22 protein-coding genes are annotated in these 22667 nt (G+C 42.3%); 7 read left to right on the top strand and 15 right to left on the bottom strand.

All coding sequences use genetic code 11. The features are described from left to right. The coding region (locus tag HMPREF1139_RS05740; RefSeq protein ID WP_198003117.1) for a restriction endonuclease subunit S at window positions 1–461 on the bottom strand (461 nt) is incomplete at its 3' end. A 207-nt stretch (window positions 462–668) separates the two neighbouring features. On the opposite strand from HMPREF1139_RS05740, the gene HMPREF1139_RS05745 reads away from it, so the two are divergent. Continuing rightward, the gene (locus HMPREF1139_RS05745; RefSeq protein ID WP_009650570.1) at window positions 669–932 is read left to right on the top strand and encodes a type II toxin-antitoxin system prevent-host-death family antitoxin; all 264 of its coding nucleotides are present in this window, start codon (window positions 669–671) and stop codon (window positions 930–932) included. Next, on the top strand, window positions 925–1227 hold the full coding sequence (locus HMPREF1139_RS05750) for a type II toxin-antitoxin system RelE/ParE family toxin (protein WP_009650461.1): 303 nt from the start codon (window positions 925–927) through the stop codon (window positions 1225–1227). The genes HMPREF1139_RS05745 and HMPREF1139_RS05750 overlap by 8 nt, the downstream gene beginning before the upstream one ends. Before the next feature lie 766 nt (window positions 1228–1993). Here the strand turns inward: HMPREF1139_RS05750 and HMPREF1139_RS05760 are convergent. The 9 genes from HMPREF1139_RS05760 to HMPREF1139_RS05805 form a co-directional block, all read right to left on the bottom strand. Next, window positions 1994–2266 (bottom strand): helix-turn-helix domain-containing protein, encoded by a 273-nt coding sequence (locus HMPREF1139_RS05760; protein WP_009650466.1) that lies wholly within the window; start codon window positions 2264–2266, stop codon window positions 1994–1996. Beyond that, window positions 2253–2582: a type II toxin-antitoxin system RelE/ParE family toxin gene (locus HMPREF1139_RS05765; protein ID WP_009650529.1), complete on the bottom strand. Its 330-nt coding sequence runs from the start codon at window positions 2580–2582 to the stop codon at window positions 2253–2255. The genes HMPREF1139_RS05760 and HMPREF1139_RS05765 overlap by 14 nt, the downstream gene beginning before the upstream one ends. A 97-nt stretch (window positions 2583–2679) precedes the next feature. Beyond that, window positions 2680–3837: a tyrosine-type recombinase/integrase gene (locus HMPREF1139_RS05770; RefSeq protein WP_009650493.1), complete on the bottom strand. Its 1158-nt coding sequence runs from the start codon at window positions 3835–3837 to the stop codon at window positions 2680–2682. Between the two features lie 220 nt (window positions 3838–4057). Continuing rightward, window positions 4058–5221 carry a putative transporter gene (locus HMPREF1139_RS05775; RefSeq protein ID WP_009650563.1) on the bottom strand — a complete coding sequence of 388 codons (1164 nt, stop codon included), beginning with the start codon at window positions 5219–5221 and terminating at the stop codon, window positions 4058–4060. Window positions 5222–5598: 377 nt separating this feature from the next. After that, window positions 5599–5841, bottom strand: coding sequence for a hypothetical protein (locus tag HMPREF1139_RS05785; RefSeq protein ID WP_034966202.1), 243 nt, complete (start codon window positions 5839–5841; stop codon window positions 5599–5601). Between the two features lie 72 nt (window positions 5842–5913). Continuing rightward, entirely contained in the window at window positions 5914–6306 is a 393-nt protein-coding gene (locus HMPREF1139_RS05790) for a VOC family protein (protein ID WP_009650481.1), read from the bottom strand. A gap of 26 nt (window positions 6307–6332) precedes the next feature. Continuing rightward, window positions 6333–6623 (bottom strand): putative quinol monooxygenase, encoded by a 291-nt coding sequence (locus tag HMPREF1139_RS05795; protein ID WP_009650544.1) that lies wholly within the window; start codon window positions 6621–6623, stop codon window positions 6333–6335. A gap of 16 nt (window positions 6624–6639) precedes the next feature. Further along, the gene (locus HMPREF1139_RS05800) at window positions 6640–8487 is read right to left on the bottom strand and encodes a dynamin family protein (RefSeq protein WP_009650502.1); all 1848 of its coding nucleotides are present in this window, start codon (window positions 8485–8487) and stop codon (window positions 6640–6642) included. After that, window positions 8480–10603 carry a dynamin family protein gene (locus tag HMPREF1139_RS05805; RefSeq protein WP_009650554.1) on the bottom strand — a complete coding sequence of 708 codons (2124 nt, stop codon included), beginning with the start codon at window positions 10601–10603 and terminating at the stop codon, window positions 8480–8482. The genes HMPREF1139_RS05800 and HMPREF1139_RS05805 overlap by 8 nt, the downstream gene beginning before the upstream one ends. A gap of 214 nt (window positions 10604–10817) precedes the next feature. On the opposite strand from HMPREF1139_RS05805, the gene HMPREF1139_RS05810 reads away from it, so the two are divergent. Then, entirely contained in the window at window positions 10818–12194 is a 1377-nt protein-coding gene (locus tag HMPREF1139_RS05810) for an OprD family outer membrane porin (RefSeq protein ID WP_009650553.1), read from the top strand. 463 nt (window positions 12195–12657) lie between these two features. Here HMPREF1139_RS05810 and HMPREF1139_RS05815 read toward each other — a convergent pair whose 3' ends face one another. The 5 genes from HMPREF1139_RS05815 to HMPREF1139_RS05835 all read right to left on the bottom strand — a co-directional run bounded on the left by HMPREF1139_RS05815 (window position 12658) and on the right by HMPREF1139_RS05835 (window position 17631). After that, the gene (locus HMPREF1139_RS05815) at window positions 12658–13377 is read right to left on the bottom strand and encodes a fumarate reductase iron-sulfur subunit (protein ID WP_009650540.1); all 720 of its coding nucleotides are present in this window, start codon (window positions 13375–13377) and stop codon (window positions 12658–12660) included. After that, on the bottom strand, window positions 13370–15358 hold the full coding sequence (locus HMPREF1139_RS05820; RefSeq protein WP_009650576.1) for a fumarate reductase flavoprotein subunit: 1989 nt from the start codon (window positions 15356–15358) through the stop codon (window positions 13370–13372). The genes HMPREF1139_RS05815 and HMPREF1139_RS05820 overlap by 8 nt, the downstream gene beginning before the upstream one ends. Window positions 15359–15380: 22 nt before the next feature. Then, window positions 15381–16082, bottom strand: coding sequence for a fumarate reductase cytochrome b subunit (locus HMPREF1139_RS05825; protein WP_009650531.1), 702 nt, complete (start codon window positions 16080–16082; stop codon window positions 15381–15383). A gap of 82 nt (window positions 16083–16164) precedes the next feature. Then, window positions 16165–16977: a prolipoprotein diacylglyceryl transferase gene (gene lgt / locus HMPREF1139_RS05830; RefSeq protein WP_009650568.1), complete on the bottom strand. Its 813-nt coding sequence runs from the start codon at window positions 16975–16977 to the stop codon at window positions 16165–16167. Between the two features lie 39 nt (window positions 16978–17016). Next, window positions 17017–17631, bottom strand: coding sequence for an IMPACT family protein (locus tag HMPREF1139_RS05835; protein ID WP_009650543.1), 615 nt, complete (start codon window positions 17629–17631; stop codon window positions 17017–17019). 109 nt (window positions 17632–17740) lie between these two features. Between HMPREF1139_RS05835 and galU the strand changes: the two genes are divergently transcribed. The 4 genes from galU to HMPREF1139_RS05855 all read left to right on the top strand — a co-directional run bounded on the left by galU (window position 17741) and on the right by HMPREF1139_RS05855 (window position 22273). Beyond that, window positions 17741–18571 carry a UTP--glucose-1-phosphate uridylyltransferase GalU gene (gene galU, locus HMPREF1139_RS05840; protein ID WP_009650509.1) on the top strand — a complete coding sequence of 277 codons (831 nt, stop codon included), beginning with the start codon at window positions 17741–17743 and terminating at the stop codon, window positions 18569–18571. Continuing rightward, window positions 18558–19775 carry a glucose-6-phosphate isomerase gene (locus HMPREF1139_RS05845; protein ID WP_009650533.1) on the top strand — a complete coding sequence of 406 codons (1218 nt, stop codon included), beginning with the start codon at window positions 18558–18560 and terminating at the stop codon, window positions 19773–19775. The genes galU and HMPREF1139_RS05845 overlap by 14 nt, the downstream gene beginning before the upstream one ends. A gap of 15 nt (window positions 19776–19790) precedes the next feature. After that, entirely contained in the window at window positions 19791–20336 is a 546-nt protein-coding gene (locus HMPREF1139_RS05850) for a DUF1287 domain-containing protein (protein ID WP_009650494.1), read from the top strand. Window positions 20337–20683: 347 nt separating this feature from the next. After that, window positions 20684–22273 (top strand): ABC-F family ATP-binding cassette domain-containing protein, encoded by a 1590-nt coding sequence (locus tag HMPREF1139_RS05855; protein ID WP_009650528.1) that lies wholly within the window; start codon window positions 20684–20686, stop codon window positions 22271–22273. The last annotated feature ends 394 nt before the right edge of the window (window positions 22274–22667 follow it).

The following is a 22667-nucleotide window of genomic DNA, read 5'->3' on the forward strand; positions in this document are numbered from 1 at the left end:
TTCTCTTTATCTTCTTTATACTTTTCTACGAGCGGCAATATCTCTTCAAGCTTATCTACTATACGTTTTTGTTCGGATAGAGGGGGGAGGGGGAGGAGCTTTTCTGCTAACATTGGAATAGTAAGTTGTTTTATGCTTGTTCCAACTCCGACTTCTAATAATGTATTTAATCCATAGTTAATGTATTTTATATTTATCGGCTTATAAGGACTGAACGACAATAGTCTTACAATGGGGAAATAAGAATAATCTCTTACAATTGAAAAGCCTATCGTTCCTCTTCCAGAAATAGTTATACTGGCTTCTTTAATTTTTGCTTCGGCCGTATAGCCCAAAATTCCATCATTGTATTCCCCATTTGCCACCACTGGGATATTTTTCAAAATAGTTTTATCTTTTGAAAAATCGGCTGGCTTATCACCACCAGCACTTAAACTTTTTGCAATTTCCCCCAGTCTCACCCATGTCCAACTACTAGGTATCTCAAACGGAATTTCATCTTCGATGCAGCGAGTTTCTTTGCCTATCTTCTCATAATGTAAATTATCCAGACTTGATATTTTTGAATCAAATCTTGTTTTTAATAGATAAAAGATTTAAACTCTTTTATCTATTAAAATAATATGCCTACAATTATGCTATAATAATGCTAAATTAAAGGAGAACCGATGCCTCAAATAGTACCTATAAGAGATTTAAGAAATACGAATGAAATTTCCCAACTTTGTCACGCCAAAGATGAGCCGATATTTGTTACAAAAAATGGATACGGCGATCTAGTGGTAATGAGCATGAAAACTTATGAGTCTTTAACAAAGATATCAGATATCGATAATGCCATATCGTCGTCTGAAGCTAAGATTAAGAACGAAGAAAACTTGCTCGACGCCAAAGACGCCTTAAAATCTCTTCACGGAAAATATTTTGAGTAGTTATAGGGTTAAAATTTCGCCTCAGGCTTACGAAGAGCTAGACGGTATATATAAGTATATAGCTACAAACTTATCTAATCCTACTGCTGCGATAAATTTAGTAAACGAGATAGAGATCGCTATACTTAGCTTGGATGAGATGCCATACCGTGGAGCTACTAGAAAAATAGGCAGATATGCTAATGCCGGTTATAGGCAGCTTTTTGTAGAAAACTATACTATAGTCTATAGAATAGATGAAGAAAAGAAACTCGTGATTATAGTTACGGTTAGATATACGCCTAGCGTTTTGTAACAAAGAAGCATCTGTAAGACAAAAAACTCATATAAACTGATTAATTTTATAAAATAAACCAACCGCATATAAGCTTTTAACTCCCATCCGTTAAAAGCTTCCTATTAAAAAACTTAGACGTTTTATTGATAAAAATCATTTTTTGGTCGATAAAGTTTCGTCTAAGTTTTTATATTTTTCTTTTACTCGGCCAAAGAAAAATATCGGCTGTCTGCCAAGACCTTACAGCAAACTCATTTGAGTTTGCTAAGTAAGTATTAACATATTGTCTTATGTGGGGGTTGTTTATTCTTGATGTTTTGATAAATGATATCAAGTTCTAAGACTGCATGATGGAATTTGAAGCGATTGTTTTTTATTAAGTTAAAGTAAATTTTGGTTTATAGGGAAATTTACTTTTATTTTTTTATTTGGTATTTTAGCACAAATTTTAAAAATTGAGATGTTGTTGGTTTTCATATAGCATAAATAAAGATTAAAGTGGAGATTGTTTTTGAGCAAGAAATAAAAATCAAAAAGAAGAGCATTTTGTGCGGGTTTAAGATTATTTAATAAAACAAGCATCGCTATAATATAGCCGTATTCGTTTTTGTAGTCGTATTAAAACCCTCGATTTAGTTACATTTTAAATATGTCCATGTTATAAGAGCCTTATTTTTCCAAATCCTAACTATCGTATCCGCAAGAACCCTGTCTTGAGAACCGACAAAGCTTAATATTTTTTCTCCTGTATTGACTTGAATATTTGCTAGATAATTAATCTTATTTACACTATCGCCACTCTTTTACCGCAAGCTTTTATGTAGTTAAAGAAAGTTTTATACTTGATATTATACGCTCCGCTTTCTATCCTAGCTACGGCTGATTGGGTTATGCCCATCCTTTTAGCTACCTCGCTTTGAGTTAGCCCAGCCTCATTTCTAGCGTCTATCAAAGCTTCTATAGCTTTATATTCGTCCTCCAGCGCATCGTATTGCGCTTTAAATTCGTGGTTTTTTAGCTCCTCTTTTAAAACTTCTCTAAAATTAACGGTTTCCATCTTTAAACTCCTTTAATCTTTGTTCTACCAAATTTAGTATACTTTTAGGTATCTTTTGTGTCTTCTTAACAAAAGTTAGTAGGATTATTATTCTTTTGCCGATTTCATAACAATATATGCTTCTAGCTATTCCTTCATCCGACTTTATGCGTATCTCGAACAGCCCGTCTTTTATGCTTTTAGTGTACGGCTCTCCCAAGGTATTACCCCTAGCCTCTAAGAGCTCGAACATTTTATAGCCTCTTTGTCTAAGTCCGGTCGGCAGCTCCAAGAACTCGTCTTTTATGGCTTCGCTTGCAAACTCTACGCTCCACATTGCAATCCTTCTATGTAACTAAGCCCGTATTATACCATATATGATATAAAATGCAGTTTTTTACACATTTGTCGCTGAATAAATAACTTGTATAAACCTACTCATACAACGTCTCCACCATCTCCCTTCCGCTATCGGGCATTAGTTTAGCGTATCTTAGAGTATGATTGATATCGGAGTGATTCATTAGCTTTTTTATCGTTAGTATTGGAGTGCCTTTTATAGCAAGATGCGAAGCAAACGTATGCCTAAGGGTATGAATAACTACTCTATTGGTTGCGTCGCTTATATCTAAATTTTGATTAAAAAGCTTATTAAGTAACGGCTGTAAGACGTTTTGAACGGTGGCTTTTGGTTTATTTACCAAAGAGTCGTTCGGGGATAGGGCGGTATAAATTTGATTTATCATTCCTAACGCTCTTTTACTTAAAAATCCCGTGTACGTACTCTTTGTCTTAAAGTCGCTTATAGTAACAGACTTGGTAGATAGCGACAAATCTTTTTTCTTGATGTTTAAAATTCCCTCCAACCTAGCTCCTGTGCACAAAGCCAGCTCCACAAATAGCTCTAACGCAAAGTCTTCTTTACTTGCTACTTCTTTGCGCAAAAGCTCTATCTCTATAAGCTCTAAAAATCTTTCTCGCTTGTTGTTCGGCTTTTTTAGTTCTATCTTGTACGGGCTAATGTGATTAATTAGGCCTACTTTTATGGCGTGATTAAAAATCGTTCTAACTATACCCATTATGGCATTGATGCGAGATTGCGATAATTTACGTTTGGTTTTAGGGGAAATGATTTGAGAGATATCTTTATGATGCTCGTTTATCGTCTCGGGTGTTATCTGCGTCGTAGTTAGACCCCCTAACTTATCCTTATGGTAAATTTCGTAATCTCGCCTTTGCTCTTTTATGTTGACGGCGTTGCTCGGTTCTTTTTCTAGTTTAAAACTAAAAAAGGCGTCTGCGATCTCATCAAATTTAAGCGAGTTTTTGTTATTTTTGGCTACTATTTTTTTAGATATGCTATCGGGAAGCTCTCCGTTTCTTTGTTTGGCGTCGAATTCTTTCTTTTTGTTATATGCGTAGGTTATATTTACACCTTCGGATTTTGATCCAATTTTAATGTTGGCCTTTTTACCCTCAAGCGTAACTCTCATGTAAAAAACCACGTCGCCGTTAGCTAGATTATTAAAGAAAATTCCAGGATATTTATTGACTCCGAACGATGAGTTGTAATTTTTAAGTTTTCCTGCCATAATACCCCCTAAATTTGTTCCCTATTTGTTCCCGAAATTTGTATAAATCTATGATATTCTAGTGTAACTTAGAATATGTTTAAGCTATAAAATAACGTATTATAGGGCTTTTTAGAGTATTTTAGAACGTTTAAGAATTATATATTTTTGAACCCAGCATCCGGAGCCACTTTTTATTACTCTCAATTTAAAATCAAAATTATAAAATCAAACACTAAATTTAGTGCCGATACCCGATATTTATCTCAAATTCTTTCAAACGTTTATGGATAGAGCGAAGCTCCGTGATCGTCGTCCAGTTGTTTATAAAAAGTGAAAATGACATCCTGACTTGCGAAAATGCGTTATTTACTTGCATCAGCGAGCCAAGCGTGATGATGCCTGTAAAGATGCCAGGAGCCATTATCAAAAGCGGCACAATGACCATTAGCTGAGAGAAGAAATTTATCCATATATCAAAGTAGCCGTAGTGCAAGAATAGCCTGTTGTAGTTAAACCTCAGCCCTGTGAAGAGCTCGGTCAGGGTCTCTACGCCGGCGTGATTTTTCTTATCGTCTTCGCCGTAAACTAGCTCTTTTCTAAAGGCCGCTTCGACCTTTTGGTTGTTGTATTCAAGTCCCGGCAGCAAGATACCCACGAACCACGATATGGCAAGCCCACCCACGCTTACCAGTAGCGCTATCCAGACCAATGAGCCCTCGTAGTCTTTGATGAACGGCAGTGCGACGCTGCTACTTAGCCCCCAAAGTATCGGTAAAAAGGCGATAAGCTTCATTATCGCTCTTACTACTTGAAGCCCCAGGCTTTCTACGATCCTGGCGAAGCGGTAGATATCCTCTTGGATACGCTGCGAGCTACCTTCGATCTCGCGCTCTACGTTTCTCCAGTATTTGATGTAATCAAACGTCATCGCCTCACGCCACTTAAACGCCCAAACGCGCGTGAAATAGCCTGTCAGCGTAGCTAGCAGCACATATGGGAAGGCTATCCAAGCGAAATTTATCATACTTTGCCAAAAATCAAGCAGGGTGTATTTTTGTTTGTTCTTTTGAGCCGCCATCATCTTGGCGGTGGTATTTTGAGAGGAATTTTTATCCAAACTCGTATTTTTGTTCGTTTGCGCGGATCGATACTGCGAGCCGTTTGGCTTTTCTTCATCTTTGTCCACGTCTTTAAAAAGTAGGCTAAAGCTTCTGTCCTTGTCTAAAATTTCAGCCTTTGTGGCGTTTAGCTCGGGGTTGCCTACGATGTCGTAAAAGCTTTTATACCAGTTGTTGATAGCGACGCTTAGCTGGACTTGCACATAGAGCGAACCTATCAAAAACGCAAGCCCCGCATAGGCCCATAAAGCCCATTTTTTGTTTGCAAAAAAAGATGAAAGCAATAGTGTGTCCTTGTTAGAAAAATAGACGAATAATATCTTAATATCGTATAATGTAATATTAAGCGATAATCGGAACGCAAAATTCACTAGGACAGAATATGGTGAAATTGTTATATTCTAAAATAAAAACAAAAGAAAATAACTCATATTACATAATAAATAAAGTAAATTTTAAAATGAGGTTACACATAGTTATGAGGTTTAAAGTAGATACTATATGGTTATGCTCATTAAATATGCAGGTGAACTATATAATTAGTGATGTAGAATGTAAGGTGCTGTAGTTAGGCTATATTCTGCTTGTATATTTAAATTTCATTGGAACAATTAATTTATATTTTACAATTTTTTTCATTTTATTTAGCAGTTTTAGAGTTTTAAATAGGCAATATGCTGTTTAAATTTTTAGCTCTGTATTTTTCAAAAATTTTGATCATTACTCCAGAAAGCTGCTCGAAATCTATCCTTGTTTGCTCTTTTGACAAGATATTTTCACGTATATTTGATATGAATTCCCTGTCGTCTTGGCAGGACTGGCACGTGGCGTTGCCCCTTACTATCGCCATAAATATCTCGTCTGACGTAGCGTTTAGCATCTGAAGTATGTTTTGTTCGTTCATATTTTTCCTAAATTTTGTTTTTGTAAATTTCATGCAAATTTTGTTCCGTTTGTATGCTAAATTTACATCCGGCTAAACGTAGTTGCTAAGCTCGAGTAGATTGCCGTCCGGGTCGCGTAGATAAAGCGACCTTATCTTGCCATTTGTGCCGCTTCTGGCGACTATGCCATCAATCGGCGCGACGCCTTTGGCTTTTAGCTCCTCTAAAATTTCCTCTAGAGGCTGGGCGCAGATGAGGCAGATATCCGCCGAGCCGGCCGTCATATTTTTGGCGTTTGGCTTCACGGGCGCTCTTAAATCGTGAAAATTTATCTTCGTCGCGCCAAATTTCACCGCCTTTCTCTCCTGTCCGTCGGCCCCCGTAAAGCAAAACGCCTGCATGCCAAGCACCTCTTCGTAAAATTTCACCGAAGCATCCACGTCCGCGACGCTAAGCACGATATGATCGATATTTTTGATATCCATTTTATCCTCGTAGCGGCTAAATTTGCCTAGTTGCGCACTAAATTTATAAAATTTATCTGCGGTTCGCCGTCGTAACATCGGGCTAAAGCAGCTGCATTTTCGCGCATGTGAGGGCTATTCATATGATCTTTTTGATCTTGCAGGCTTTGCCATATCTCAAGAAAAGCATAAGCTCCATTTTTCCCCACGATCGCTCCGCATTCGTAGTTTATGCAGCCCTTATCTTTTTGCGAGGCCGGCACGATGATCTTTAAAATTTCCTCAAATTTCGCCACGTTTGCGGCTTTGACATTTACTACGACATAAACTCCTATCATTTTGACTCCTTTTGATTTATAAGCCAGAACCAAACTCCTTGCCTATTTGCAAGAGCTCGTTTTTCAGCACCTCATGACGAGCGGCTAATCGAGAAATTTTTTCCATCTTCGCGCCCTTTAGCTGGTGAAATTCCTCTGCCAAGGCGTTTAAAATTTTGTTTAAAAAGGACGCATTGCCTAGCATTTCGTTCTCAAACTCGTATAAATTTAGCGATGTCAGTACCCGCTCGTAAATTTCGTTCGCGCCAGGGATAAAAAGCGAGAAATGTAACGGGTCTTTTTCGTATGAGAGCGCGGCGTTGTCGATCTTTTCTTTGATAAAATGCACCGCTATCTTGATCGCGTTTTCGTAGTTTGCCGCGACTTTGAGGTTTAGCTTGTCAAAAAAGAGCGATATCTTTTGAAGCTGCTTGAATTTTGCCGTCTCGTAATCTCTTAAAAACATCTCATAAACCTGCCCGGCGTATGTCCTTATCGCGGCAAATTCGATATCAGAGTGCACCGCCTCCTCTTTACGGATACTTTCAAACCTAGCTTTATATATCATAAACTCACGCTCAAGCCGCGCGTAAATTCCATCTATTTTGGCACACAGCTCGTTTTGCAAGACGCCCAGATCCCTTCGATATATCCTAAAAAATTTCGCCAGTTTCGTGTCGTTGTAGATGAGTTTGGAGAAAATTTCATCATTGTCAAAGCTCATCATCTCGTATTCGCTTTTTTCGTAGTATTCGCCCTTTAAAAGCCCCTTTTTAAGCTCAAACCTTGACTTTTTAAAGGGCTTTAGACTAGCTTGTATCTCGTCTGCGATCTGCCTGGCTATCTGCTTTAGCTCGTTAAAAGCAAGCTCTATCTTTGGTCTAAATTCCAGTGTGAGCACCTTTAGATTTTCATCAAGGCCGCTATCGAAATTTTGTAAAATTTTGCCCGCATCTTCATAGATTTGCTCGATATGTTCGTGCTGACCGATGTTTGCGCGCACTATGGCGGCGCATTTTTTAAGGACGAAATTTTGCTTTAAATTTTCATTTGAGAAATACTTCTCTATGGCGCTCGTAACGGCGGCGAAATTTGAGATTTCAGCTAGCTTGCAGTCATTTTGTTTTTGCGCCTCGATGGCTTGTTTGGCGGAGATCGCGATGATTTGAGCGAAGAAATTTTGATAGGTCGTGCGCGCATGATCCAGCACGTTTTCAAGCTCGCTTTGACTTAGCTTGTCTTTTTGATTTAGCACGCAAATAGCCAGTTTGTCGCTGTTTGCCAAAAATTCGTTCAGGTCGTTTAGCTCGCTCGCTCTTGCGGCATTTTCTATGAGGCTTAGCCAGATGACGCCAGCGACGTCTTTTAGCACCTCTTTCGTGATGTTAGTGTCGGAGTTTGAAAGCGAGTTTAGCCCTGGCGTATCAATGAAATTTACACGCTTTAAAAGCGGCATCGGCGCATATATGCAAAGCTGCTTCACATCGTCGCCAAACACGCGCTGATCGACGAATTTAGCTATCTCGCTCACGTCTAAATTCAGCTCTTTGCCATTTTTGTAATCTACCCTTAGCGCGTAGCTTTGCCCGTATCTGATGTGCGTGAGCTTTGCTGTCACGGGTGTCACTCCTGTGGGCAAAATTTCGCGACCCAAAAGTGCGTTTAAAAATGTTGATTTACCGCTTGAAAACTGCCCGACGATAGCGATAGTGACGGGCTCGTTGATGAAAAGATCAAGCTTTCTTAGCTCATCTTTTAGCTGCGTACTTGCGTGAAATTTAGGCTCAATTAGCTCGTTTTCAAAGCGTTTGAAACGCCCGTAAAAATCATCGCTAAATATCTTAAAATACGCCATCTTGTAGGCGTTTATAAATTTTTCAAACATCTTTTAGCTCCGAGATGATGGCGTTTAGATCATTTTTTAGACCTTGAAGACCCAAAAGCTTTGCCGATACGTCTTCGCTCGTGCTGTTTAGTAGCGCAGCTTCGTTTTTTAGGCGTTCGCAGCTTGCTTTAAAAAGCTCCTCTTTGATTTGCACGGCATCTTTTATCTCTTTTATGAATTCGTCCTTTTCAAAGCGGCTCAGCTCAAATACGAAATTTTTGATCTTTTCATCGCCTAAAAACTCCTCTAATGAGGCATTTAGCGCCGCTGCTAGCTCTTTAGCGCCTAAATTCAGCGATTTGACGGCGCACTCGCACACCTTTGCCGTTTCAAAAACGATGCCTTTTAGCTTCAAATAGTCGTTTATACTAAAAATTTCCTCTTTTTTATCCTGCAAAAAGCCCTGAAATTTCAGCGATATATCGCTTCTGCAAGCTTTTATGCGGCTTAAAATTTCGTTTCTGTTTTGGCGCATCAGGCTTATGATGCCGTCATTTAGCGTGCTTTGCACGATGTAGTTAATGCGCTCGGTTTGCAGTTTTTCTTTGTTTCGTCCGGCAAAGTCCGCTTCTCTTAAGATGCGCTCTTGCAGGCTTTGAGCCAGCATTTTTAGCCCGGTGCTAAAATTCGCCTCAAGCCCCGAGACATCGAGCCTATTTAGCTGTTCCTGCGCCACTTGAGACAGCGCTTCAAACTCACTTTTCAGTGCCGCTTCTTGCTCGTTTAGTTCGCTGAATTTCTCATTCAGGCTTAAATTTGAGCCGCTTAAATTTAAGATACTTTGCGTGGTTTGAGCCAAGAGCTCCTCGCAAACGCCGTTAAGCTCCTTTTTGTAAGCCTCAAGGCTAAGGCGCGACTTCTCGCTATTAGCCCCAAAAAACGTCTCGTAAAGATACTCTTTAAACTCTTCTATGCCGCTATTTGGCTTGCCGTCTAGGTAGTTTTTGGCGCTGATAGCAAAAAATTTCACTTCAAGATCGCTGTTTTCGCTATTGAAGCGTTCGTTCATGCGCTTTTTGGTATAGCTGGTGACCTCGTTTAGCTCATCATTGCTTAAAAGATCGACATGTGTCAAAACGACTACCAGCTTCACGATATGCGAGCCATGCACGCTTTGCTCGATAAATTCCACGTCTTTTTGCGTGGCGCTTTGAGAGACGTTCATCAGATGCACCATCAAATCGCACTCGCTCATGAAATCACTCACCAGTCGCTCTCTTAAAAACACCGCGTCGTCGATGCCCGGTGTATCTATGATGCGGATGTTGTCTTTTAAAAGCTCTAAATTTTCGTAAAGCTCGACGCTTTTAACGAGCTTTGCATGCGCCGAGCCGGCCGAGGTGTAGTTTTTAAGCTCGTTTGTTTGTATGACTATGCTGCTTCCTGCAAGGCCGGTCGGCTCGCTAGAAATGTCGATACCAAGCTCTTTTAGCTCGCTTTTGCTCCAAAAATTTACCTTCGCGTAAGGCTCGCTCGCAAATTTTAAAATGCTTAAATTTATGGTCTCGGGTACATTTGAAGTGCCCAAAATTTTAGCGTTTAGCAAGGCGTTTAATAGCGTTGATTTGCCTGCGTTGACGACGCCGGTCACTACGATGTTGAATTTAAGCTCCTCTATCTTTTGCCTCGCCGCCTTTGCTTTGCTGATTGAAATTTCACTGCCGCCAAGCGAGCAAATTCTCTCGCAAATAGCGTTTAGCTTGTCGATCTTTTCGTGAAAGACATCGACTAGCTTGATCTTTGTCTCTACGTCCGCTTTGATGCTGTCCTGGCTTATAGAATTTAAAAAAAATTCTAAATTTATAAATTCAGCTTTGTTTATGATATTTTCGTTTTCCAGCCTCTTTAATGCCTTGATCACTTTGTTTTTTGAGATCTTAGATGATCTTAGTGCGTTGATAGCGCCTATTTGCGCTGTTTGCACGCTATAAACATCAGCTCTTAGACCAAGCGAGTGAAGTATCTGCCTAAATTCGCTTATAGCTATAAACCTATCGTAGTTTAGGGCATTGCACACTAGCAATATCGCCAGATCTTTTTCATCGGCTATCATTTGGACACTTTGGTCTAAAAAAAGCTTTGCGCCACCCCAAATTTCGGTCAAAAATTTATCCATTTTCGCTCTTTGAACGTTTAAAATTTAAGTAGATTTTAGTATATATTTGCTTACAAAGCTATCAAGTGATTTATGAGAATAGTGTGACTTTGTTGCCATTTGTTTATCAAAAATAGTGAAATTTTTAGGGAAATTTTACTTCGTGTGTTATAATGCTGAAACAAAATATTTAATTTTTATATTAAATATTTAAAATTTTTATAAGGAGTTCATGATGAAACTAGGCAAACTTAGTTTAGTCGCGGCTGTTGCGCTTGGTTGCTTGAGTTACGCTAACGCTGCCGACACGCTCGTAGAGGCTTTCACAAAAGGTAAGCTCAGCGGAACTATAAAGGCTACCTATGCCGATCAGACCGATGAACGACTTTCGATGCATAACGAAAACATCTTTGGCATCGGACTTGAGCTGGGCTACGTCACCGATCCGCTTTATGGATTTAGGATAGGCGCCACCGGTCAAGCCTACGGCTCGCCGTTTAGCCCGGAGAAAAATGCCAAAACGATGTATGACAAAGAGTGGTACGCAAATGGCGCGGTGCTTTCGGAGTTATACCTAGGATACTCCATAGGCAAGACCGACATCAAAGCCGGACGCCAGTACTACATCTCTCCGCTGGTTGCCGGAAACTATACTCGCGCCTTTAAAGAGGCATTTGAGGGTGTGAGCATAGAGAACAAAGACATCCCGGACACCTCGCTAAGAGCGGCTTGGTTTTATAAATTCCAAGGCAGAAGCAAGGTCGCGATGGATCGTGCTGACAGTAAATTTGACCGCGACGACGTAGGCAGAGCGCCGACATTTAAAGATAGAGTGATCTTTGGCGGGCTTGGACCTTATGCGCTTAAATTTGACAATATCTTTACAGGTGCTATCTCAAATCAATCTATCCCGGGCCTCAAGCTAACAGCAGCCTATGCCAGAGCCACAGAGGTCGAATATTTCGCCGGTAGCAAAGACGATGTGAATTTATACAATCTAGAGGCCAACTATAAGCTACCGTTTGACGCATTTAAGCTTGGCTTTGACGTGATGTATAAGGGCTCGCGCGTAAATGGAGCGATGGATAGTGCGCATTTAGACGGCGATATGTGGAATTTTAGAGTAGGCATATCGGAGCTGTTTGGATTTAGCGCATCTTATGCGTATTCGACCGTGAGCGATGACGATGCGATGATCCTTGGCATAGGCAATGGACCTGGCTCATATACCGCGCTTCCTATCCGCGGACCTTTCGTATTTACAAACTACGCTGGCATGGATATACATAAGATCACGCTTGGATATGACTTTGGTGCGATCGGTGTAAAGGGGCTCAAGACATCTTTACAATGGCTAAAGGGTGAGCAAGATACGTTGTCGCATAACACCCATAAAGGCGGCTCTATCGGACAACAAAAAGGAACTCATATGGATGTAAAGGGCTGGGCTGCGATAGCTAGCTACGATATCCCTTATGTAAAAGGTCTAAGCGCATCTGCGACTTACGTAGCGCTCGAGAGAGAAAATCACTCGGCAAACGGCGCAGTAACAAAGCTTGATAACAACGAGCTTTGGTTGCAGCTAACTTATAAGTTTAATCTCTTGAACTAAAAATTTAGGGGCGACTTTGCCCCTAAATTCACTCGTTAAAATTTTTGGCTCTGTTAAAATATTCCATTGATTTTTAAATTTCAATAGCGAAGTCAAACCTTGTGAAGCGACGCTATCACCGCCGATTTTCAGAGAAGCTGTAAGGCTGAGCGCGAAAATCGTGCTATATGTTCGGTGCTTTGCGGAGCGAACAGGGTTTGCGAAGCAAGTGTCAATGATTTATTATAATAGAGCAAAAATTTTATACCGTTTCTATCATTTTATCGTGAGCCATTGCTACTGGCCCTTTTGCTCTTAAGAGTTATGTTTTGACGCTTTTACCGAAATTCTACGTTCATTTTTCATCTCATTCATAGAGCCTATAGGCTTAAAAGCGCAGATTTGTTCGTCGGACGAAGTATGATATTTTTGTAAATTTAAAAAGTGTCGCGCAAATTTCTTCACGCGACACGAAGGAGATAAGTTATTTGATAACCGCCATTTTACGGCGCATATATGCGATCCTGCTTTGAAGCGGTAGGTGTTTTGGGCAGTTGTCTTCGCAGCCTAGCAGCGTCATACAGCCAAATACCCCGTCATCGTCTCCGATGAGCTCGTAAAAGTCCTCGTCAGTCCTCTTATCAAGCGCGTCTATCTTGAAGCGAGCCACGCGGTTAAGTCCCACAGCGCCGATGAAATCAGGTCTCATGATGGCTGTGCCGCACGCTGCGACGCAGATACCGCACTCTATGCAGCGATCTAGCTCAAAAACCTCCTGAGCGACCTCTGGCTCGACCTTTTCTTCAAGCTTTGATATGTCAGTGACGTGATCTGAGTGTATCCAGCTCTCTACGCGCCTACTCATAGCGTTCATCCAGTTGCCGGTATCTACGCTTAGATCTTTTAGCAACTTAAAGACCGGTAAAGGCATAAGCTCGATGACGCCACTTGGGAAGTCCTTTGTGAGCGTCCTGCACGCAAGGCTAGGCTTGCCGTTTACTAGCATGCCGCAACTGCCGCAGATACCCGCGCGACAAACAAAGTCAAAGCTAAGATCAGGGTCAAATTTCTCCCTGATGACATTTAACGCGATAAACAAAGTCATGCCGTCGGTCTCCTCTAGCTCGTAAGAGGCAAAATGCGGCTTTGAAATTTTGCTTTGCGGATTGTATTTGAACGCTTTTATCGTGATTTTCCTACTCATAACCTATACCTGCTCTTTCATTTGGTGCTTTATATTTTGGCTGAAGCTCGTAGTGCATCAAAGCCTCTTGAATTTCATATCGTCCTTTGCCTTCGGCTTGCATTTTCTCGCGGATCTCATCGACTTGCGCCTGACGTTTCGCGCTGTCAGGATGCTCTATGATGTTGCCTTTGGCGCCGTATCCTCTAAATGCAGGCGGAATTTCCATCTTCATTATATCGAGCGCTTCGTATTCGACCGTCGGCATCGTAGCACCTTCCTTCCAGCTCGTTAGAGTCCTGCTTAGCCAGTTTAGATCGTCGCGCTTAGTATAGTCCTCTCTATAATGTGCCCCACGGCTTTCGGTGCGTAAGAGTGCGCCGTAAGCGATACAAAGGGCTAGTTTTAGCATTTTTGGAACGCGGTAAGCCTCTTCTAGCTCAGGGTTGCCAAATAGCGTTTTGTTCGTTACCTTGACATCAAGCGATTTTTTATAAAGCTCCTCAAGCTCTTTGACAGCTTTTTCGAGGCCCTCGCCCGTTCTAAAGATGGCTACGTGCTCCCACATCACATCTTTCATGCGGTTTTTGATCTCAAAGACGTTGTATTTGCCCTCTTTATCAAGTAGCCCTTGTAGATAGTCTTGCTCTTTTTTGACGAATTTTTCTAAATTTTCGGTCTTTATATCTATCTCATGGCTCGCGCAGAAATCTGCGAAATAATCACCCACGATCATACCCGCTACGACGGTCTCTGATACGGAATTTCCACCAAGGCGGTTAAAGCCGTGCATATCCCAGCATGCCGCTTCGCCGGCACTAAACAGTCCGGCTAGCGTCGGGCTCTCGCCTGTTGGCTTTGTCTTTATGCCGCCCATAGAGTAGTGCTGCATAGGCAGGATCGGCGCCCAGCCCTTTGGACCTTCGTCTGCCGGATCGATGCCGTTAAATATCATACAAATTTCTTGCACGTCGCGTAAATTTTTCTCGATGTGTTCGCGACCAAGTATACTGATATCCAGCCAGACATGCTCGCCATAAGGGCTTTTGACGCCTTTACCTTTTCTGATGTGCTCCATGATACGGCGACTCACGACGTCGCGACTAGCGAGCTCTTTTTTCTCCGGTTCGTAGTCTGGCATAAAGCGGTAGCCATCGACATCACGTAAAATTCCGCCGTCACCGCGGCAACCCTCCGTTAGCAAAATTCCGCTTGGCACGATCGGAGTCGGGTGAAACTGTACCGCTTCCATATTGCCTAGCTTTGCTACGCCCGTTTCCAGTGCGATCGCAGCACCGATGCCCTCGCATACGACGGCGTTTGTAGTGTGCTTATAGACGCGTCCGTAGCCACCGGTTGCGATGAGCGTGCCTTTTGATACGTAGGCTATGAGCTCGCCGGTCACTAGATCGCGCACGATAGCACCGTAACAGCGATTATTTTCATGGATGAGAGCGATCGCTTCTTTGCGGTCGTGAATCTCTACATTGTGTTTTAGCGCCTCGTTTGCCACGGCAAAGAGCATAGTGTGTCCGGTCGCGTCAGCGGTGTAGCAGGTGCGCCATTTTTTCGTGCCGCCAAAGTCGCGAGAGTGTATGAGTCCATGCACCTCTTCTTTTTCAACTATCGTCGTTTTTTGAGCGTTAATGATAGCGCTTCGCTCGCCCTTTGTTATCCTAGTCCATGGCACGCCCCATGCTGCAAGCTCTCTGATCGCCTTTGGAGCGGTTTGGCAAAACATGCGTGCGACTGTTTGGTCGCAACCCCAGTCGCTTCCCTTTACCGTATCGGCAAAATGTACGTCCTCATTGTCGCCTTCGCTCATTTTTGAATTTCCCAAAGAGGCTTGCATGCCACCTTGCGCGGCTGCCGAGTGAGAGCGTTTGACCGGGATAAGGCTCAAAACTATCGTGCTAAGACCCTTTTCACCAGCTGCTACCGCAGCTCGTAGTCCCGCAAGACCACCACCTATAACCAATGCATCACAATATTTTACATTCATTTTTTAGCTCCTATTTACCAAACTAAAGGCTGACCCAAACAAAGTCAGCGATTAATGCGATTAATGCGAGCACTCCAAAGATTGCAAAAATTATGGTTTTGACTCTGTTTCTTTTTGCAAACATCTCTTGTTTATTAGCACCCTCAATACTTATCCATTTGACATATAAACGATACATTCCTACGCCGGCATGCACTACCATAAAAACAAGCAATGCAAAATAGAAAAATTCTAAAGTATGGAAATTTGCCGCCGAATGCTCGGCTGTTATCTTATGCGGATTGAAAACGATATCGACCAAATGAGCGCTCGCAGTGAAAAATAGTGCAAATCCTGTCAAAAACTGAAACCACCAAAGCGTCGTATCCCAGTGCTTCATGCGATCTTTGTGTCCTTTAAACATTATAAGCTGTCTAAAGTTGGCGGGAAATTTCCTCATCGCTAAGAAAGCATGAGCGATGAAAACGACGAAGATCACAGCGGCTATCAAATTTGTTACGATAGGTAACCCGCCTTTGATCAAAAAGCTGGCTTCCGCAAATTCTACGACCGCATTGAACGCATCTTTGCCAAGTAGAATAGTCGAAGTGAATACCATGTGACATAGTATGAAACAGGCAAGAATAAAACCCGTTATACTCTGCCACCTATCAAAAACCGCAGGCACACGACTCTTTTTGCAGTCTGCCTGCTTACCGAGGAAACCCTCTATAAGCCCAACCATGAGCACTCCTTCTAAGAATTTATTAATATTTGGTTTTCTTTTGCGGCGATTATACACCTATATAACTTTAAACTAAGTTAAACTATTTAATATAATTTTTTTTCAAAAAGAAATACGCCAGAATTCCGCCAAAAAACATCAAAATTGATAATATCTGCCCCATAGAAAGGCCAAATATGATAAAGCCTATCCCTGCATCAGGCTCTCTGAAAAACTCGCATACAAAGCGTGCCAGCGTGTATAGCACTGCATAAAGCGCTATCAGCTCGCCGTCAAATTTTTTGAATTTACGGCAGAAAAAGAGGATTAAGAAAACGGCCAGACCCTCGAGTGCCGCTTCATAAAGCTGCGAAGGGTGTCTTAAAATCCCAAATACATTTATACCCCAGCTCACATCTGTCGCTCTACCAAAGAGCTCTTGGTTTAAAAAATTTCCGATACGTCCGAAGATATAGCCAAACGGGATACAAAGTGCGCACAGATCAAGCAGCTGCCATAAATTTTGCTTGTATTTTTTACAAAAGAGTATTGTCGCGAGTAAAAATCCAACTACCGCCCCGTGATAGCTCATGCCTCGGATACCGACAAATTCGCCGTTGTGAAAGGGGTTGAAAATCTGCCAAGGATGAGTGAAAAAATAAACCGCCTCACCGGAGTAGATCGCGATGTATCCGAGCCTGGCTCCAAGTATCACGCCGATCTCCACCCAAAAAAAGTAATTATCCAAAAGCGCGTCCGTTATCGGGATATTGTCCTTTTTGACAAAGTATTTTGCCGCCCCTAGCGCGCTAAGCAGAGCCAAGATATACATTATGCCGTACCAATGTACGCTAAAGCCAAAAAGCGTGAAAGCGACAGGGTCAAAGTGGTTGTAGATATCGTTCCAAGTGCTCATGATCTTACCTTAAATTTTGTGATTTTACACCTCATAGGCTTAAAAAATACGCCTTGCAAAGAGCGGTATGGCTAAAAAGGCGAAATTTTGCGCCTCAAAGTGGTGAGCGAAATCATAAAACGCGTTAAATTCTTCCTCATTAAATTCCACCTGCCATATCGCTCCATCCTCTTTAAATTCGCGTTTAGCCTCTAAATTTTGCTTTTGTAAGAAATGCTCGAACCTAGCCGTCAATGAAAACGGCACGAAAAAGCAGCATATATCTTTTTGCTCGAAATTTTCTAAATTTGCCTCGTTTATCACTAGATTCGCAGCCCCGCCGTAAGCTCTCACAAGCCCGCCCGTGCCTAGCTTGATGCCTCCAAAATATCGCACCACCAGCACTGCCGCGTCTATCAGCCCGGCCCCTCGTAAGGCGTTTAAGCAAGGCTGCCCTGATGAGCCTTTTGGCTCGCCGTCATCGCTTTGAGCCTCGATGATTTGGGAGTATTTGTTTAGTTTTCTGTAAGCCCAGACGATATGCGCGGCTTTTGGATGATCTGATCTTAAAATTTCGTGAAATTCTTCAAATTTAGCGATCGGCAGGAGGTAGCTTAGAAAGGTCGATCTTTTGATCTCGGTCTTTGCGTTGTAAATTTCAGATACGGTTTGCAAAATTCGCCTATTCTTGGTTTTTGTGTGCTAATGATAGCAAAAATTTGCCCGTTCTGGCATTTTTAAGCTAAAAGTAGTAGAATTTTGCAACTTTGATAAAAGGACAAGAATGATACAAACCTGCCTATTTCCGGCTGCCGGATACGGAACGAGATTCTTACCGGCGACAAAATCACTACCAAAAGAGATGTTACCGATCCTGACAAAGCCCTTGGTGCATTACGGAGTCGATGAGGCCTTGGAGGCGGGGATGAACAATATGGCCTTTGTTACGGGACGCGGCAAGCGCGCTTTGGAGGATTATTTTGATATCAGCTACGAACTGGAGCATCAAATAGCCGGCACCAGCAAAGAGCCGCTGCTTGATGACATCAGAAAGCTCATGGACTCATGCACTTTCAGCTTTACCCGCCAAAACGAGATGAGAGGGCTTGGGCATGCTATCTATACGGGCAAGACGCTCGTTCGCGACGAGGCTTTTGGCGTGGTGCTCGCGGACGATCTTTGCGTGAACGACGTAGGCGAGGGCGTGCTCGCGCAGATGGTAAAAATTTATGAAAAATACCGCTGCTCGGTAGTTGCGGTGATGGAAGTGCCAAAAGAGCAGATAAAATCCTACGGCGTGGTGAGCGGCCGCTTCATAGAAGATGATCTCATAATGGTCGATGATATGGTAGAAAAGCCCGATCCTGCCGATGCTCCGACAAATTTAGCCATCATCGGACGATATATATTGACGCCTGATATCTTTAATATATTAGAGCGCACAAAGCCCGGTAAAAACGGCGAAATTCAGATAACGGACGCTCTAAGATCACAGGCTAAAGAGGGCATCGTGATAGCTTATAAATTCAAGGGCAGGCGCTTTGACTGCGGCAGTATAGACGGCTTTGTAGAGGCTACGAATTTCTTTTACGAGCTAAAAAATGGTAGAAAATAGCTTTAAATTCAACTTCACCAAAGAGGAGCTCATCGCCGCTTACGCAAAGCGTATGAACGACGAATACGAAAGCGGCGAGATAGGATATTATCATCTGCCCGATCTTGGCGAGGAGCTGGTGAGTGAAATTTACGCCTACGAAAAAAGCCTACAAGGTATAAAAAACGTCGTGTTAGTAGGCATCGGCGGCAGTTCGCTGGGTGTAAAAGCGCTAAAGTCGATGCTCGGGGCAAAAAAGAGCAAAAGAGAGCTTTATTTCCTAGATAACGTCGATCCAAACAGCTTTGAAAGCGTTGTAAGCACGATAAATTTTGACGAGACGCTTTTTATCATCAGCTCCAAATCGGGCAACACGATCGAGACGATCACGATATTTAAGTGCTTGCTAGATCGCTTTGGCCCAAGCTCTCTTAGCCGAAATTTTTTGATAATCACCGATCCTGGCACGAATTTGCAAAATTTCGCTACTCAAAACGGTATAAAATTTTTCAATATCCCGTCAAATGTGGGCGGCAGATTCAGCGTTTTAAGCGCGATAGGGCTGGCTCCGCTTGCTATCTGCGGATACGACGTGAAGCAGCTTCTAGCCGGGGCGTTAGCTTGCAAGAGGCGATATATCGACGAAAAGGACGCCTCGCTTATCGCGAAAGCCTACCACTACGCCACTCATAGAAGTGCGAGTATAAATGTCGTCTTTAGCTACTGCGACCGATTTTTTGAGTTTAACGACTGGTATGTGCAGCTTTGGGCGGAGAGTCTTGGTAAAAAAAGAGGCTACAAACGTGTAGGCCTCACGCCGGTCGGGCTGGTCGGCAGTCGCGATCAGCACAGCTTTTTACAGCTCATAATGGACGGCGTGAAAGACAAAAGCGTGACATTTATAAAGATAAATGACGCCGGAGTCGATACGAACATACCTGACATCAGCTTACAAGGGCTTGAGGGATGCGACTTTGTGAGCGGGCTTAGCCTAAACAAGCTTTTAAATTTACAATGCGACGCTACTGCGATGGCGCTAGTGCAAGAGGGCGTAAGCGTGGATATCATCACGCTTGATGCGCTTGATGAGTGGCATGCGGGCTGGCTGGTCTTTTACTACGAGCTTTTGACGTCTGCTACCGGCATAATGCTGGGCATAAACACATACGATCAGCCTGGTGTGGAGATCGGTAAACGCATACTAAAAACGATGCTTTTGAAGTAAAATTTAGGATCAAATTTGAAAATTTTTAAAATTTTGATGCTTTTTGCTACGGTGCTGTTCGCCTTTTCTCCACAAAAGCTAGTCACTGACGCCAGGAGCCAGATCGGCGTTACGATCTATTACGATCCCTCATATTCTAGTCTTGCCTATCCGATGGGCGATGTGGAGATCTCAAAAGGTGTGCGCTCCGATGTGCTGGTGCGAGCCTTGAGACTTCAAAATATAGACTTACAAAAGCTGATACATGACGATATGGCTAAAAATTTTAGCTCCTATCCTAAAAAATGGGGTCTAAAAAGAACTGATAAAAACATCGATCATCGCCGTGTGCTAAACATCGCTACATATCTAAAAAGGCGAGGACTTGAGGTGAATGACGCTACTTTCATGCCAGGAGACATACTCACGTGGCAGCTACCGGGTAATCTCCCTCACATCGGCATCGTCTCCGATAAATTTAACGGCTCTACACCGCTTATAATCCACAATATCGGCTCTGGGACGCAAGAGGAAGACATCTTGGATCGCTTTAAGCTGACCGGGCATTTTCGGATAAAATGAGGGAGAAATTTTATTTTTACGACTGTGGCTTTATGCTATACAATGGAATTTGGCTCTTTACTAATAAAGTGTTGATAAATTTTTTAAGCTTCACAAATAGAATGAGCTTGCGACAGAGTGTCTAACGTGTAGCACGAAAATCGCGGTCAGCCTTACGGCTTCCCTGATTTTCGGAGGGCAATGTCGCCGCTCATCCTATTTGACTACGCTTAAATTCCAGGAAACTAACACTTTATCAGAAAGAAGCCGAATTTAAATGACGGCGGGCTTTGCGTATTATTTTGCTAAAAGATTAGAAATTAATAAAATTTTTGGCAAAATTACCGTTTAAAATTTAAAGGAAAATAATGTTAGAAGTTAGAGGTTTGACACAGAGATTTGCCAGTAGCTTGCTGTTTGAAGATGTAAATTTAAAGCTAAATCGCCACAACAGATACGGACTGATCGGTGCGAACGGCGCCGGGAAATCGACATTTTTAAAAATTTTAAGTGGCGAGATAGAGCCTACTAGCGGCGAGATCGTGATAGAAAACGGTCTTCGTGTGGGTGTGCTCGGTCAAGATCAGTTCGCGTTTGAAAATTTCAGCCTAAAAGATGCCGTGCTATATGGCAACAAGCGCCTTTACGACGCGGTCAAAGAAAAAGAAAAGCTTTATGAGAGCCCTGAATTTACAGACGCCATAAACGACCGACTAAGCGAGCTTGAGATGATCACCGCAGAGGAGGATCCCACATACGAATACGAAACCAGGATCGAGAAAATTTTAAGCTCACTGGGACTAAATGAGTTTGATAAGCTTATGAGCGAGCTTGAAAATTCCGAAAAGGTCAAGGTCCTTTTGGCGCAAGTGCTGTTTCCAAAGCCTGATATTTTGTTTTTGGACGAGCCGACGAACAACCTCGACATCGACGCCATCGCATGGCTGGAAAACGAGCTCAATCACCACGAGGGAACGCTTGTAGTTATCAGCCACGATAGGCACTTTTTAAATCGCGTCTGCACGCATATTTTGGATGTGGATTTTAAGAAAATCCGTGAATTTTCGGGTAATTACGACGACTGGTATATGGCGGCGAACCTCATCACCAAACAGCACGAGATGGAGCGCGACAAGAAACTGAAGGAAAAAGAGGAGCTAGAGCGGTTTATCGCGCGCTTTTCGGCAAATGCGAGCAAAGCCAAGCAAGCGACCAGTCGCGCCAAACAGCTTGAAAAGCTGGATATCGCCGAGATCGCAGTATCGAGCAGACGCGATCCTAGCATACTTTTTCGCACGAACCGCGAGATAGGAAACGAGCTTATCGAGATCAAAAATTTAAGCAAGAAATTTGACGATAAAGTCGTCTTTGATGGGCTAAATTTCAAGCTTGAAAAGGGTGATAAGCTCGCCATCATCGGCCATAACGGTGTTGGCAAAAGCACGCTTTGCAAGCTAATAACCGGTGAGCTGGCCCCAGATGGCGGCTCGGTGCATATCGGAGCGACTATCGAGCTGGGGTATTTCGCGCAAGATACCGTAAATAAAATCACCAGCGATCTAAAGCTTTATGAATACTTGCAAGATGCTAAAAACAAGGATATCGACGAGATCAGAAAGTGCCTAGGGCGCATGCTTTTTAGCGGTGCCGAACAGGAAAAGGCCGTGGGCGCTTTAAGTGGTGGCGAGAAGCATCGCGTCAGGCTCGCTCAGCTCATGCTGCATCGTCCAAATTTACTCGTGATGGATGAGCCAAACAACCACCTAGACCTTGAAGCGATCATCGCACTTGGCGAGGCGTTTTATAATTTTAACGGAAGCGTCGTATGCGTGAGCCACGATAGAGAGCTGATCGACGCTTTCGCAAATAGAATTTTGCACTTAAAAGGCGATGGCGAAGTGGTTGATTTTAGAGGCACATACGAAGAATACCGTCAGAATTTAGGACTTGAGGATTAAACTTTCATTTACAATGCCGTTTTGAAAACGGCATTTTCTGCTATAAAATCTCATAAAAGTATCACCTTTGTATCAGAATTTTATCATTTGCTATTTATGAGTGCTAAAATTTAGTTTATTTTGTATTAATACTCTTTAAAATTTAGATGTGAAACTTAAAAAAAATATGAAAATCACAAGATTAGTGTGACTTTTTAGTAATAAAAACGTTACTATTTTATATCTATAATAATTTTTTCGACCAATAATATAAAATATAGCTTAAATTATATTATTAATTGTCTCTAAAAACATTGCTAAACAAGCCTTACCTGAAAAACTTAAACCACAAATTAAAAATTAATCTTTGAAATTAAAAAATAGTTTATAATTCCGATAACAATTTCTTATAAAG

This window comes from Campylobacter sp. FOBRC14, from assembly GCF_000287855.1.
Lineage (GTDB): Bacteria > Campylobacterota > Campylobacteria > Campylobacterales > Campylobacteraceae > Campylobacter_A > Campylobacter_A curvus.

Excerpts from the sequence above, each read along its gene's own strand:
- lgt (WP_009650568.1), bottom strand. The coding sequence starts at position 16,977 with ATGAGCACTTGGAACGATATCTACAACCACTTTGACCCTGTCGCTTTC.
- HMPREF1139_RS05810 (WP_009650553.1), top strand. The coding sequence starts at position 10,818 with ATGAAACTAGGCAAACTTAGTTTAGTCGCGGCTGTTGCGCTTGGTTGC.
- HMPREF1139_RS05805 (WP_009650554.1), bottom strand. The coding sequence starts at position 10,603 with ATGGATAAATTTTTGACCGAAATTTGGGGTGGCGCAAAGCTTTTTTTA.
- HMPREF1139_RS05815 (WP_009650540.1), bottom strand. The coding sequence starts at position 13,377 with ATGAGTAGGAAAATCACGATAAAAGCGTTCAAATACAATCCGCAAAGC.
- HMPREF1139_RS05820 (WP_009650576.1), bottom strand. The coding sequence starts at position 15,358 with ATGAATGTAAAATATTGTGATGCATTGGTTATAGGTGGTGGTCTTGCG.
- galU (WP_009650509.1), top strand. The coding sequence starts at position 17,741 with ATGATACAAACCTGCCTATTTCCGGCTGCCGGATACGGAACGAGATTC.
- HMPREF1139_RS05745 (WP_009650570.1), top strand. The coding sequence starts at position 669 with ATGCCTCAAATAGTACCTATAAGAGATTTAAGAAATACGAATGAAATT.
- HMPREF1139_RS05770 (WP_009650493.1), bottom strand. The coding sequence starts at position 3,837 with ATGGCAGGAAAACTTAAAAATTACAACTCATCGTTCGGAGTCAATAAA.
- HMPREF1139_RS05760 (WP_009650466.1), bottom strand. The coding sequence starts at position 2,266 with ATGGAAACCGTTAATTTTAGAGAAGTTTTAAAAGAGGAGCTAAAAAAC.
- HMPREF1139_RS05765 (WP_009650529.1), bottom strand. The coding sequence starts at position 2,582 with ATGTGGAGCGTAGAGTTTGCAAGCGAAGCCATAAAAGACGAGTTCTTG.
- HMPREF1139_RS05825 (WP_009650531.1), bottom strand. The coding sequence starts at position 16,082 with ATGGTTGGGCTTATAGAGGGTTTCCTCGGTAAGCAGGCAGACTGCAAA.
- HMPREF1139_RS05790 (WP_009650481.1), bottom strand. The coding sequence starts at position 6,306 with ATGGATATCAAAAATATCGATCATATCGTGCTTAGCGTCGCGGACGTG.
- HMPREF1139_RS05845 (WP_009650533.1), top strand. The coding sequence starts at position 18,558 with ATGGTAGAAAATAGCTTTAAATTCAACTTCACCAAAGAGGAGCTCATC.
- HMPREF1139_RS05800 (WP_009650502.1), bottom strand. The coding sequence starts at position 8,487 with ATGTTTGAAAAATTTATAAACGCCTACAAGATGGCGTATTTTAAGATA.
- HMPREF1139_RS05795 (WP_009650544.1), bottom strand. The coding sequence starts at position 6,623 with ATGATAGGAGTTTATGTCGTAGTAAATGTCAAAGCCGCAAACGTGGCG.
- HMPREF1139_RS05785 (WP_034966202.1), bottom strand. The coding sequence starts at position 5,841 with ATGAACGAACAAAACATACTTCAGATGCTAAACGCTACGTCAGACGAG.
- HMPREF1139_RS05855 (WP_009650528.1), top strand. The coding sequence starts at position 20,684 with ATGTTAGAAGTTAGAGGTTTGACACAGAGATTTGCCAGTAGCTTGCTG.